Origin of the sequence: Kordia sp. (genome assembly GCF_050633145.1) — a bacterium.
In the GTDB taxonomy this organism is placed as follows: Bacteria; Bacteroidota; Bacteroidia; order Flavobacteriales; family Flavobacteriaceae; genus Kordia.
In genome coordinates this window covers 68,737-81,499 of record NZ_JBOEFY010000027.1, presented here as the reverse complement: position 1 = coordinate 81,499, position 12,763 = coordinate 68,737, and the positions used below count along the sequence as shown (strand labels likewise).

Here is a 12,763-nt window from a genome sequence, read left to right as displayed (position 1 = left end):
TAAGATATCTTTTAAAAGTAAGCCAAAAATTACTACTCATCAAAAACCATGATAAAAGGAAATTTGTGTCTTATGTCACTTCTCTGATAAGGATCTAATACACTATATTCTTTGCCGAACTGATGCAGGCTTTCTTTGTCGCGGATGATTTTTAATACAGTCAATAGCTGCGCAATCGGTGTTACTACATCTTCGTATGTACAATTTTTGCTAGGCTCTAAAATGTATGCGATTTTCTTTTTTGAATTCCACAACATAAACTTTTCTGCAAGTTGTGCTGCCGACATTTCTTGATTGTCAATAGTAAATGATTTATGATTGATTACAATCACTTTTGATTCCATTTTTTCAGAACTTTTTTCTAAAAGTTCACGTGAAAAATGTGGCAATGGTGGTGGCGGAGGTGGTGGTGGCGGAATCATTGAAGCTTCTTCCGTTTCATTTGGATTACTTTTCTTTTTTTCTGCTTCCATCTTTTTAAAAACTGCTTCCACAACAGATTTAGCATTTTTGTCAGGTTGAAGTTTGTATTGAAACCCTGTTGTTTTTCTTCTTGGAATTCTTTGATGCGTCTCAGAATTGCAAGCAAAAAGAACACGATAAGTAGCCATTTTACGAAGCTCATTCAACACAGGAACTAATTTTGAGTATGGCATGTCTTTGTCAGCAACCAATTCTGTCAAAAAGAAAACACTCAACCCAATATTGTGATTTATTCCATCATACAACAATTCAGATACTTTTGCTCTTAGTGTATTCAATTTTATTTTTTCACCTCCAAGCATAATATGCCCTTTTTTATCAACAACAATGGTAATATAATCGCTTGGATACGAATTGACTTGAACAGTTTTAAAAGTTGGAACTTCTATGTTGTCTTGTGCCATTGTAAAATTCACAATCAATAAAGTAATAATGGCTATGTATGTTTTCATAAAGGATGCTGTAATATTTAAGTGATTAAATATAAGAAACGTTTGTGAGTTTGTGAGAAAAGAAAGAAGTCAACAGTAGTTAATCATCAATCAAGAACAATGGTATCATATAAAAACTCCCCAATATATTCATGTGCTTTTGGGTTGATGTGTAAATCTTCATCCCAATACAGTTTTTCAGTTTTATTTTGTAAAACAGGCGTTAAATTGTGATATTCAATTTGTTGTTCTTTTAGGAAATCGATCAACGTTTCGGTTAATTCTATATTGGTGTTCATGATTTCTGTATCGAGATCGAATAATGTTTGTATGTGCTTATGAAATTCTGGTTTCACTTCCAATCTTGAAGGCAATAAGGTCACAATGAGTCGAATTTTTTTTTGCTTGCACAACGCTATGATTTGCAATAAGTATTTTTTGGCGATGTCCATAGAGCGTTCTTTTTCGTCAGGGAACGACTCGTAAAATAACATTTGTTCTATACCTTGAATATACGGAAATGCTTGCTGTTCGGCAGATTGAAATTTTCTTCGAAAGCGCATGTGCCAACTTTTATAGATGTTAGAAATACTTGTTCGATCGTCTTCAAACTTGACAGTTTCTCGAAAATCATTTCCTGTAAACACATTGATTAAAAAGACGTCAGGTTGTAAATAAGCAAACTTTTTTAAAAAGCCATGGTAGTTGCGAAATGTGTAATAACCAACACCGCCATTCATACAGTTATAATATGTGGTTGTGTCTGCTGCATTTAATTTCTGTTCCCAAATGTTTACAAAAGATTGTGTGTTGTAGCGTAAAACACCATCGGTATGTGAATCGCCTGCAACTAGTACGCGAAATTCGTTAGGCTTTTTTTCAGTAGCATCATCATCATCTCGAAAACCTAAATTATTAGTACGCCGTTCGGTAGAAATTTTTTGTTGTGGTGTTCCCCAATTATCATAGAGATGAATACTAGGTTTATGTAAAAACATTGCTGTAGAATCTGGAATAAAATATTCTGATTGCTTTTCACTTGTAAATGAAAAAAATGTTTGGATGCGATGTACTTCCATATAATACATTATAATTGCTAAGATTAATAACAATCCACTTAACACTAGTAGGTTAATTTTAACAAGTCGAACATATTTCATAGAGAAGTGTTTCAAACAAAGAAACTAAAAATATATAATAAACAAAAAGTCGTTGCTGACATTTTTTGTTTCTCGAAATTTTAAAAAAAAGCATGATAAAGGGCTAGGTTAAAATATTATATTTTCAGTACATTTAGCACGAAAATATGAAACCCACTTATGATTTTTGATTATTCAAAATGGAATACACGATTAGCGACTGATACTGAAAGTTATCAAAGTGCTTCGCCGTATCCGCATATTGTGGTTGACAATTTTTTAGAAACCGCTGCGGCGGAAAAAGCCTTAGATGTATTTCCGAAAATTAAAGACGCAGGTTGGATTCATTATATTCATGTCAATGAAAAAAAACACGGATTGAACAAGCTTGAATTAATTCCTGAATTTATTCGTGACGGAATTATTAAAGAATTGAATTCACCTGAATTTATCACCTACTTAGAAAACCTCACAGGAATTCCAAATTTATTACCAGACACTACGATTGAAGGTGGAGGAATTCATCAAAGTGAAAAAGGTGGTTTTTTAAATATTCATGCTGATTTTACCGTACATCCACACAAAAAAACATGGCGTCGTCGTGTAAATGTGTTGGTGTATTTAAATAAAGACTGGGACACTTCGTATGGTGGCGCATTGGAACTTTGGGAAAAAGACATGTCGAAATGTGCTGCGAAGATTGAACCTATCTTTAATCGAATTGTCATTTTTAATACGGATGAAGACTCATATCACGGTTTCCCTGATCCAATTACCTGTCCAGAAGATGTCACGCGAAAATCGATTGCATTGTATTACTTCACAGAAGAAAAAACGGGTTCGTTTAAACGACGATCTACCAATTATCGTGCACGTCCAGGCGATGGTTTTAGAGCGGTTTGGATTTGGCTCGATAAAAAAATGATTGCAGCATATACGTGGGTAAAAGGAACCTTTGGAATTAATGATGATTTTATTAGTAAAGTACTGAATTTATTTCAACGGAAGAAAAAGTAATTTGGACTTGCTGTGCTGTTAGATTTTTAGATGCACTTACGCTGTTAGTCACGCTTCGCTTTGGTATCGCTTTGCTCTTAGATATTTAGACTTCTTTGATACGTCTTTGCGAGCATTTTAGAAAAATGTGTGGCAATCTGTTTCTTTACTAGTAACTATTTGTAACAATAACACTTTAAATTTACTCTATACTAATATCTTATTACACATCTCTAGACTTACTAGCGCTCTTGGATAGTTAGACGCACTTTGTTTTTAGATTATTAGACACGTTTCACTCTTGTACTTTTGTATTGTATTCTAATCGTCAGATCGAGTGAATTTGTGCAACAAATTAGTATCGAGATCTACTGTAGAACATAAAATGAACTGGTTATTCAAGCTATTCTCGATACAATTTTTCTTCATTTTATTGCGAAAAATCACACGAACTGACGTTTGATTATTAAAAACAATTTCCTTTTATTTCTACGCTAGCGCAAGTTTTTAACTCATGTCTACAAACAAGCTAAAAACATTCAAAATTTAACATTTTCTAAGAAAACTTCCTGTGCAACTTATACACAATCAATACAAGCCATTGTGTGCAAGAAACACTGATTAAAACGCCTAAAATCTCATAAGTTTCAATCAATAAAAAAATCAAGCTGATGCTCACTAAAAAAGCAAAAAAGCTAATATAAATGATGGTGCGTTCTTGGTGATTTTTCATCAATTCCATGATGTTTAAAGTGTAAAAATAACACGGCAAAGCAATCGATGCGCCAACAATATAATATTCATAGCTAAAGCCTAATTTGACAAAATATTCCATCAAAAACCAAATGGCAAATCCACCAAGAATGGTAAGTGGAAGCGAAACTAAGTATAATTTGTATTTTATTTTTTGTACCACTTCATTCGATACACGATATACATGTTTGGTAAAAGGAATTGTAATGTAAGCAGCCAAAGCTTGTAACATTAAAAAGGCAGTAATGAGCAATTGATATTCGGCTAATTGCGACGGTTCTAAGTAAAGATCTACGATGTAAATATCTGTTTTGGAAATCAACCAACCACTCAATCCGAGTATAAAAAAGGGCAATCCTAATTTAAATTCCTGCAATGAAATTTTAGCAGAAAATGATTCTTTCCATAAGTTTAATTGTAAACTTAAGATAACCAATTTAACAAATGTAGCAAGGACATAGATTTGTAAGAAGGTTTCTAGATTGAATGTTTTTATATAAAAGATACTTCCGAAAATTAGCCCAAATCCAATAATTTCTGCGAGTAATTGTGCGCCAAATTTTTGATGATAAATGACCAAAGTACTTAAAGAATTATACAGAACTAATATGCAAATCAATGCAATAGCCCAAATAGCGATCTGTGAAGGAAAGAACAAAAAGAAAATTCCCGCGAAGGGTAAAAGCAAACATCTGGACAGTAAATTACTGAAAAAAGAGTGATACATTTTACTTGGGTTTTCGCTGTATGCACGCAACAAATGATCGCGATTTCCCCAACCAAAAACGAACGAAACAAAAAACACCCACAACATCACATTGATCAAACTTGCCCATTCGGCTTTTCCAAAGACTTTTATACCAAAAACTACGATCAAAAAGTTGAACGCAGGATTGGCAAATCCTTGAATCGTGTTGATTCCTATGGTGATTAATCTATGCATGGTACAAAGATAAATAGGCGTTGATGGTCTCAGTTTCGGTACTTAATGTAATACGTTTTTTTTGAATGTTTTCTTTCGAAAGTAGCTTTGAACACGCTTCAATCAAATCAATTTTATGTTCGCATACATGCCAGTTTTCAGCAGCTTTTGCGAGTCCAACATTATGTGAAACGATTTGCATTCCCGAATATAAAGCTTCCAAAAACACAAATCCGAATGATTCGTACATACTTGTGTGTAACAATAGTTGCGACTGTGCCATTCTTTGAAATACTTCTTTTCGAGGTAGGATTCCAGTTAAGGTAATTGTGTCTTCTAATTGTAGATTTTTAATCTTGGTTTCAATTTCGTTTTGCATATAACCTTCACCAATAATTTCTACGTTGAGGTTTTTGTGTGTTTTCGTTAGGGCGGAAATGATATCGATAAAATCGCCGTAATTTTTGATTGTATTTAAAGAACCAACACCTAAAATATCAATTGTGTTTTTTTGCAGTTCAGGAAATTCGGAAACATCTAAATGCCAAGGAATAATGTTGGAGTTTAAATCGTAGTTGACTTGTAATGCTTTTTGATGATTCTCAGAAAGCGTCACAATTTTTGCGTTTGAATTCAATAGAAGCTTTCCATACGAATTTTTGATAGATGCATCTTGTCCCATGACAGTCACTACATGATTGACATTGAATTTTTTTGCAAACTTTTCTCCGATACGTGCACATTCGCCAATCCAAAAACTATGAATCGTATCAATTTTTTGTGTTTTATGAATTCTTTTAAGTGTTTTTGTTGCTTTTCGCCAAGTTTGTAATTTCTTCAAACGTTTATTCTGTCCATTCAACGGAATCACTTCAATGCCATACCAATCGTATTTTTTTTTAGTGAACGGAAACTGAAACGAAAGGATTGTCAACTTCGCATTTGGCAAAGCTTTCCGCATACTTTTTAGAAACACTTGCAATGCAGGAATTGTCGTAGAATCATTTTCAGATGCTGCAAAACCTGGTGTTAAAAATACGATATGTTGGTTTGTTTTGTTCATTTTTAATTCCCGTGTAAGCGGGAATCTATTTTGTTTATTGTTTATGGATTCCTGCCTGCGCAGGAATGACAGTTAGTGTTTGACTCAACATTTAGTACTTATTGTGAACTCCTACTTACTAAGGAGTCACAATTTATGTTTGATCTGTCATTCCGCACTTGTTGCGGAATCTATTTTGCTTATTGTTTATGGATTCCTGCCTGCGCAGGAATGACAGTTAGTGTTTGACTCAATATTTAGTACTTATTGTGAACTCCTGCTTACTAAGGAGTCACAATTTATGTTTGATCTGTCATTCCGCACTTGTTGCGGAATCTATTTTGTTTATTGTTTATGGATTCCTGCCTGCGCAGGAATGACAGTTAGTGTTTGACTCAATATTTAGTACTTATTGTGGACTCTTGCTTGCTAAGGAATCACAATTTATGTTTGATCTGTCATTCCGCACTTGTTGCGGAATCCATGTTTGTTGACCAATCGGAAGCTAAATCATTCCAATTAGGATTCTTTTCTTCAATTAAATTTATTTTCCATTGTCGTTTCCACTTCTTCAATCTTTTTTCTCTTGCTATTGCTTCATCAATATGTTGAAAAATTTCAAAATATATTAGCTTACTTAAACCATATTTTTTTGAGAATCCTTCAATTAACTTATTCTTATGCTCAAATATTCTTCTTTCTAAATTGTTAGTAACACCAATATACAATGTTCCATTCTTTTTATTGGAAAGGATATACACATAGTATTGATGAATTGTTTTATACATAGTTTACTAATGGATTCCTGCCTGTGCAGGAATGACATTTTACTTCCGAGTTGTCATTCTGCATTTATTGCGAAATCTAGTTTTTATTTATTGTTGTTTTGGATTCCTGTCTACACAGGAATGACAGTTTGCTTCCGAGTTGTCATTCCGCACCTGTTGCGGAACCCACTTGATTATTCTTAGTTTGCTGTTACCCATTTTGTATTCGTAAACACCAAATCGGTTTCCTTAATCAATTCGGGTTTGCGTGCTAAATCATCAAAAGTAATCTGTGTTCCATCACTTTTATAAATGTATGTATATGCTTTTAAATCTTGATATAGATTCGCAATTTCTTTTCGAATCCGCTTTTTAAATACAGAAAATCCAAAGGTGTTTTCCAATCGAATTAATAATTTATTTAAAAATACCGATGGAATGTTTTTGTGATACAGATTTTCATTCAAAAAACTATAATGGAATGAAATATATAATGTCGGATAATTTACTTTTTCTACCGCTTTTCCAATCGTAGGTAGAATTCGAAATTCGGCGCCTTCTACGTCCATCTTAACGAAATCTACTTGTTGAATGTTTTCTTGTTCTAAAAAATCAGCTAACGAAATTGTTTTTAACTCTAGCGAATTTTCTGTGTCGCGTTTGCGTTCTAAAATACTACTTGATGAAGCACCATAAGTTTCACGTGCAGACAAACGGACGGTTTCTTTAGTGTCTGAAATTGCCGTTTTGTACGTTTTTATTTTATCAGCTACAGCTGGATTCAATGCTACATTTTTATTCAACTCAGAAAAACACACAGGGTCAGGATCGAGCGCATGCACTTCTTTGGCAATTTTTGCTGCGTACAACGTTAACACGCCACTCCACGAACCAACATCTAATACCACAGAGTTTTTATTGACAAAATGATCAAAAATGGCAAACGTATGCGGTTCCCAATCAATCGAATTTATATATGACCAATAGTGTTTGTTTTGCCCAGGATCTACCTGAAACGTTTGGTTTTTAAGCTGAATTTGCATGCTAAAATGTATCTAAATCTGAGTAGGTAAATATAAAGTCTTTTAAGTCGATTTCTGGGTCAAAATCCAAATAACCAACCAACCACGATTCTTTGGGTTGTGCAATGGTTTGTAATTGTGCCGCCATCGTAGAATCTTGATCTACTTGAAATAGTAATTCCGTAATTCCTGAGAAAAATGCTTTTCGTTTTAGCTTTTTAATGGCTTTTTGTAACGCTTCCGCAGATGGTGCATAGAATTTTCCAACATGAATGATGGCCTGAATTTTTAACCAAAATATACAACCTTCAATTTCTACACAGTAATGACTTTTGAAACTATTTTTGTAATCGATAAAATTTTTATCAAACTTCAATCGATATTTTTCTGGATGTGCTGAAGTCAGTTTTTTTATGGCTTCTGGAGAAACTTTCTGCTTAAAGAAAGCATCGTATATGTTTGTCCAACGGAATTTGTTGAGCACTTTTCCAATAGGAAACGTATTGATGTTTATATGAAAACGCTGTAAGTTTTCGTGTTCTTTCCAGCCTAGCTTTTTTGTACTGCGATAGGTGTTTGCACTATGAAAAGCATATACATATTTCATGTCGTGTTCTTTCATAATTTCATACGCAAATTTTGCTAATGCGTTATGCAAACCTTTCCGTTGATGATTAGGCAATGTATACGAATCGCAAGCATGTGCTACATAAATTTCACGATCATTATTTTTGAATTTTTGCGGAACAGCACCATAAAAAGCAACAGGAATATCATCGCAATACGCAATGCTACAGATGTAATTAACGCCAACATACGACGTATTGTATTTGTTTTGTAAATACTTGAGTGTGACTTTCTTTTTAAAGACTTTCCAAAAGAGTTCTTTAATCGCGGGAAAATCGTTGTTATCTACACGTTTGAGTTGGTATATTTCTTTGTATGCGATCATTTTCTAAAAATAAGAACCTTTTAATAAACAGGCTAATTGTTGTTCCATAGAAATGTACGGATTCATGACAAATCGGTTTTGCCAAGTTTCGTTTTGTGCATCTTTTTTAGTATTGTAATCTACCAATAATAATCTGTCATATCCGACTTCGGTACAGTAGTCAGCCAATTCTTGATTGTAATATCCAAACGGAAATGCGAATTCCGTAATTGGTTGTTCGCAGATAGTTTCAAGTTGTTTTTTACTGTTTAAAATTTCTTTTTTGGCTGCTGAGAGTGGAATGTCTACCAAATTAGCATGTGTTTCGCCATGTGCGCCAATGGTAAACAATGGATTGTTTGCAATTTCTTTGATCTGTTCTGCATTCATGAGTTTCCAATAGTCTTCTAAATCTTCTGTAGGCAATACTTTCCAATCGTCTTTAAAAACTTCATAGATCGTTTTTAGTACATCGTATGGTAATGATTTGGCACTGTTTTTCATGGAAGTGCCATTCCAAATAAATTCTTTCTTATCATTTTTTTGATAGCGATTTTGCTCTAAAATCACTTCTTTTTTTTCAGTGTGATAGGAAACTAAATCGAGAAAATCTGCCCATAAATACGGTGCTTTTTCATGAATGGTTGTAATGTAAAAAGACGCAGGAACCTTGTATTTTTCTAAAATCGGAACTGCGTATTTGTAATTGTTTAAATAGCCATCATCAAATGTAAGCGCAATATTGAGTGTGTCTTTTTTAAATTTTTTCTGATAGAAATCATCCAAGGAAATCACATTGTAATGTGTGGTAATATGCTTGATGAATTCTTCAAAGAATACTTTTGAGATAAATCGGCTATTGTATTTTGTTTCACCAACTGCATCAATTCCGTGATAAATCAAGATTCGTTCGCCATAGCGATCTTTCAGCAATAATTTGCCAAAACCAAGTTTGAACAATACAGTTTTGTAGAGTAATCCTAGCCGATATTTGATACGCATCCAAAGCATACTTTCTTACTGTTTTTATGTGCAATATATAACTTACTATGTAAATAAAATTAAGATTATTGTTTTAATCTTTTTTGGAATACTTAGAAAACAATTTCTATAAAAGGTGCATGGTGTGCTTTCTAGTTTAATGACAAGGTATGTAGGATTTTTTAGATATATGATGCGTTATCTTGAGAATATTAATTAAATTTAAATTCTCAATAACCTGCTTATTATGATACAAGAGCTTGCTGGACTTCAACTACAGATAGAACTATTTAAAAAACTAAATGAAACTCCTTTTAAACCAGGGCTAGAAACCTCAATATTTGATCCTTTGGTATCTGTAAAACCTACAGATGAAGAGCATACGTATTTAATGAATATTGTTGCGTGCATTCCAGAAGGAACTAGTCTGAAATCGAATACAGACATACAAAGCGCAATTGCTTTAAGTACTGAAAATAAAGTGCATTTAAAATACAATGGATTATCTCGTACTCCAACCGATATTACAACAACTAATTATGAAGGAAAAGTAATTTGCAGAAATTTTGAAATAGTATATGATTGTGAAGATAGTACTCCTAGTAATTATGAATTTTACCTTATTGTAGTAAAGTATACAGTGCTAAATGCAATTTATGCAATAAATGCGGAGGCTGTAATTCTTTTTGATCAAAATGTTGATCCAGAACTAAGCAGAGGAACAGTAACTACAGCCAAAAAAACAAAATAGCAATTAGGATGTTTTCACATGAATTACATATACATTCTGATCGCGTCATTTTTTGTAGAGCAAACTACAATTAGTCCATTTCAAGAAGAAGTTATTTCTGTATGTTCTTTTTGTAAAACGGACGCGTCTTCCAAAGACGATTTTCATTTAGCGCATACTTATTTCTTTGATAATAAAATAGACATAGCACTTGTCAATATTACTAAAAGTATTGAACAAGAAAGCTATAAAAACGAGCAAGAACTCTTTATTTTATATTGCTTAAAAGGTAAAATACTGAAAGAGAAAAAGTTGTATGAACCAGCTGTAGAGAGTTTACATATTGCGCTTAAGTATGCTAATAATGCAAATATTACTTCTTTGTCGCATGTCTATTCTAATTTGGGAGAACTTTATTTTTACACAGAAAACTTTAAGAAAGCGGTACAAATTTTAGAAGCTTGGAAAAAAGAGCAATACAATGTGCAATCTAGTTTTAATGCTAGTCAAAACTATCATAATTTAGGTGTAAGCTATTTGCATCTTAAAAATTACACGCAAGCAGAAATTAACTTGCTAGAAAGTTATGAATTGGATCTTCAAAAAAAAGATACCTTAAATCTAGCGCTTTCGAGTTTAGATATTGGAAACCTGTATTACGAACAATACAAAGATAGTCTCGCTATTTCATACTTTAAAAAGGGGCTGCTATTTGCTGAAAAGAGCAAGGATTTAGATGTGTTGGAAAGTGCATTGAAGAATATGTCTGTAGTAGAGGAAAATAGAAAAAATTTTTCGGAGGCACTTGCCTATAGAAAACGTTACGAACTTATTAAAGACAGTATTTATAGCAGAGATAAAATTTGGGAACTTGCGCAAAAACAAAAAGAAACAGCTGTAGCAATACACAAAGAACGGTTTCTTAATGAGCAACAACGAAAACAAAACTACATCCTATTAGCATTGCTATTATTTAGTCTTGTTATCATTATAGGTTTCTTTAGTTTAAAACTAAAAAAGCAAAAGAAAAATTTAGATAGATTAAATAGATTTAAAAACGATCTATTCACTGTTTTAGGGCATGATTTACGTGCGCCTATGCATCAGTTAATGGCAACTGGAAATTCATTAACTAAAGCACATGCTAAAAAAGACGCTAATGCTTTACACAAACTCTTAAAACAAAACAACGAAATTGCCAATACCATGTATCGATTGTTAGACAATTTACTACAATGGATTAGGCTACAAGACACTGAGTTGGCAATATATAAAGATGTACACAACGCACATCAATTGGTAAGTTTTACAGCATTATTGTTTAAACCTGTTATAACACGCAAAGCAATACAATTACAATTAGAAATTCCTGCTAATACTATAGTGTATACCGATCAAAACATGCTAAAAGTTATTATTCGAAATTTACTAGATAATGCAGTGAAATTTACACCAAAAGGAGGAACTATTTCTATCACAGCTATGCAGAATCAACACCGCACTGTATTTATTGTAAAAGACAATGGTATTGGTATAAAAGCTTCTATCTTACAGGATATTCAACAATTAAAAATACCAACACTACCCAACAATACTGTTGCGAAAAATCACGGTACAGGATTGGGCATGCGTATTTGTCATTTATTTACAGACCGCTTAGGTGGAACACTAAAAATACAAAGCAAAGAAGATGTCGGAACTACAATAGTTCTATCTTTAGAAAATAAAAAATAAAGCCAATTATATAAACTCATTAACCATGTCAGATACGATACGCATACTCATTTTAGAAGATGACGATTTTGAAGCTTCCATCTTAAAAGAAAGTTTAGAAGCTCAAAATTTCACTACTGATAGAGCGAGCACACTACATGAAGCATTAGAAATGTTTGCGGCTAAAAATTTTGACTTTCTTATCATTGATATTTATATACATGGAAGACATGAAGGTATTACGTTTGCCAAAACAGTTGCAAAAGATACCTCACAATCTATTCCTTTTCTCTTTCTTACGGGAAGTTCTGATCGCTCAGTTTTTGAAGCTGCGAAAATCACAAATCCGTATGGTTTTTTACTAAAACCCTTTAATGAACAAGAATTAGCATACACCATTGAATTAATATTAGAAAAAAATAATGCTAGGAAAAATGATCTATCCAATATAGAAACACCTTTCTTTTTTAAAAAACAGAATGTCTTTTATAAAGTAACGCAAAACGATATTATTTACATAGAAGTAGAAGGTAGATATTGCAATATACATACAGCAACAAATTCTTTCATCTCACAAATATCATTAAAAGACTTTCTCAATATACTATCGCCAAGTACCTTCATTAAGGTTCATCGTAATTACGTCATCAATTGTAACATGATAAAAGAAGTACATCCTAACGATAACTTAATTATTTTACAAAATGACAAAACCATTACGCTAGGCAGAGCGTATAAAGCAGCTTTTTTTGATAAGTATAAAATTATAAAATAGCATATAACATAGAGGCTGCATTAAAAATTTTAACACAGCCTCATATCATCATCGTTTTACTAAATACCTTTTGTGAAA

General features: G+C 32.8%; 12 protein-coding genes. 4 read left to right on the top strand and 8 right to left on the bottom strand.

All coding sequences use genetic code 11. The annotated features are described in order from the left end of the window. Window positions 1-32: 32 nt before the first annotated feature. Together ACRBBL_RS14580 and ACRBBL_RS14575 are read right to left on the bottom strand one after the other, a co-directional pair. The gene (locus ACRBBL_RS14580; RefSeq protein WP_431369804.1) at window positions 33-935 is read right to left on the bottom strand and encodes an ExbD/TolR family protein; all 903 of its coding nucleotides are present in this window, start codon (window positions 933-935) and stop codon (window positions 33-35) included. Between the two features lie 86 nt (window positions 936-1,021). Next, window positions 1,022-2,074, bottom strand: coding sequence for a hypothetical protein (locus tag ACRBBL_RS14575; protein ID WP_431369803.1), 1,053 nt, complete (start codon window positions 2,072-2,074; stop codon window positions 1,022-1,024). A gap of 159 nt (window positions 2,075-2,233) precedes the next feature. On the opposite strand from ACRBBL_RS14575, the gene ACRBBL_RS14570 reads away from it, so the two are divergent. Further along, window positions 2,234-3,070 carry a 2OG-Fe(II) oxygenase gene (locus ACRBBL_RS14570; protein ID WP_431369802.1) on the top strand — a complete coding sequence of 279 codons (837 nt, stop codon included), beginning with the start codon at window positions 2,234-2,236 and terminating at the stop codon, window positions 3,068-3,070. 535 nt (window positions 3,071-3,605) lie between these two features. On the opposite strand, the gene ACRBBL_RS14565 is transcribed toward ACRBBL_RS14570, so the two are convergent. The 6 genes from ACRBBL_RS14565 to ACRBBL_RS14540 form a co-directional block, all read right to left on the bottom strand. After that, entirely contained in the window at window positions 3,606-4,745 is a 1,140-nt protein-coding gene (locus ACRBBL_RS14565) for a lipopolysaccharide biosynthesis protein (RefSeq protein WP_431369801.1), read from the bottom strand. Beyond that, on the bottom strand, window positions 4,738-5,787 hold the full coding sequence (locus ACRBBL_RS14560; protein WP_431369800.1) for a glycosyltransferase: 1,050 nt from the start codon (window positions 5,785-5,787) through the stop codon (window positions 4,738-4,740). The genes ACRBBL_RS14565 and ACRBBL_RS14560 overlap by 8 nt, the downstream gene beginning before the upstream one ends. A gap of 437 nt (window positions 5,788-6,224) precedes the next feature. Beyond that, window positions 6,225-6,554 carry a GIY-YIG nuclease family protein gene (locus ACRBBL_RS14555; RefSeq protein ID WP_431369799.1) on the bottom strand — a complete coding sequence of 110 codons (330 nt, stop codon included), beginning with the start codon at window positions 6,552-6,554 and terminating at the stop codon, window positions 6,225-6,227. A gap of 179 nt (window positions 6,555-6,733) precedes the next feature. Continuing rightward, a complete protein-coding gene (locus ACRBBL_RS14550) occupies window positions 6,734-7,576 on the bottom strand; it encodes an FkbM family methyltransferase (RefSeq protein ID WP_431369798.1) in 843 nt (280 codons plus the stop codon). Window position 7,577: 1 nt separating this feature from the next. Next, window positions 7,578-8,507: a GNAT family N-acetyltransferase gene (locus tag ACRBBL_RS14545; protein WP_431369797.1), complete on the bottom strand. Its 930-nt coding sequence runs from the start codon at window positions 8,505-8,507 to the stop codon at window positions 7,578-7,580. 3 nt (window positions 8,508-8,510) lie between these two features. Next, on the bottom strand, window positions 8,511-9,497 hold the full coding sequence (locus ACRBBL_RS14540; protein ID WP_431369796.1) for a polysaccharide deacetylase family protein: 987 nt from the start codon (window positions 9,495-9,497) through the stop codon (window positions 8,511-8,513). Window positions 9,498-9,714: 217 nt separating this feature from the next. Between ACRBBL_RS14540 and ACRBBL_RS14535 the strand changes: the two genes are divergently transcribed. Genes ACRBBL_RS14535 through ACRBBL_RS14525 form a run of 3 tightly spaced genes read left to right on the top strand, consistent with a single transcriptional unit; the run spans window position 9,715 to window position 12,685 of the window. After that, entirely contained in the window at window positions 9,715-10,218 is a 504-nt protein-coding gene (locus tag ACRBBL_RS14535) for a hypothetical protein (protein WP_431369795.1), read from the top strand. A gap of 18 nt (window positions 10,219-10,236) precedes the next feature. Next, entirely contained in the window at window positions 10,237-11,931 is a 1,695-nt protein-coding gene (locus tag ACRBBL_RS14530; RefSeq protein WP_431369794.1) for an ATP-binding protein, read from the top strand. Between the two features lie 25 nt (window positions 11,932-11,956). Next, window positions 11,957-12,685 (top strand): LytR/AlgR family response regulator transcription factor, encoded by a 729-nt coding sequence (locus tag ACRBBL_RS14525; protein ID WP_431369793.1) that lies wholly within the window; start codon window positions 11,957-11,959, stop codon window positions 12,683-12,685. The last annotated feature ends 78 nt before the right edge of the window (window positions 12,686-12,763 follow it).

Excerpts from the sequence above, each read along its gene's own strand:
- ACRBBL_RS14580 (WP_431369804.1), bottom strand. The coding sequence starts at position 935 with ATGAAAACATACATAGCCATTATTACTTTATTGATTGTGAATTTTACA.
- ACRBBL_RS14575 (WP_431369803.1), bottom strand. The coding sequence starts at position 2,074 with ATGAAATATGTTCGACTTGTTAAAATTAACCTACTAGTGTTAAGTGGA.
- ACRBBL_RS14570 (WP_431369802.1), top strand. The coding sequence starts at position 2,234 with ATGATTTTTGATTATTCAAAATGGAATACACGATTAGCGACTGATACT.
- ACRBBL_RS14565 (WP_431369801.1), bottom strand. The coding sequence starts at position 4,745 with ATGCATAGATTAATCACCATAGGAATCAACACGATTCAAGGATTTGCC.
- ACRBBL_RS14560 (WP_431369800.1), bottom strand. The coding sequence starts at position 5,787 with ATGAACAAAACAAACCAACATATCGTATTTTTAACACCAGGTTTTGCA.
- ACRBBL_RS14555 (WP_431369799.1), bottom strand. The coding sequence starts at position 6,554 with ATGTATAAAACAATTCATCAATACTATGTGTATATCCTTTCCAATAAA.
- ACRBBL_RS14550 (WP_431369798.1), bottom strand. The coding sequence starts at position 7,576 with ATGCAAATTCAGCTTAAAAACCAAACGTTTCAGGTAGATCCTGGGCAA.
- ACRBBL_RS14545 (WP_431369797.1), bottom strand. The coding sequence starts at position 8,507 with ATGATCGCATACAAAGAAATATACCAACTCAAACGTGTAGATAACAAC.
- ACRBBL_RS14540 (WP_431369796.1), bottom strand. The coding sequence starts at position 9,497 with ATGCTTTGGATGCGTATCAAATATCGGCTAGGATTACTCTACAAAACT.
- ACRBBL_RS14535 (WP_431369795.1), top strand. The coding sequence starts at position 9,715 with ATGATACAAGAGCTTGCTGGACTTCAACTACAGATAGAACTATTTAAA.
- ACRBBL_RS14530 (WP_431369794.1), top strand. The coding sequence starts at position 10,237 with ATGAATTACATATACATTCTGATCGCGTCATTTTTTGTAGAGCAAACT.
- ACRBBL_RS14525 (WP_431369793.1), top strand. The coding sequence starts at position 11,957 with ATGTCAGATACGATACGCATACTCATTTTAGAAGATGACGATTTTGAA.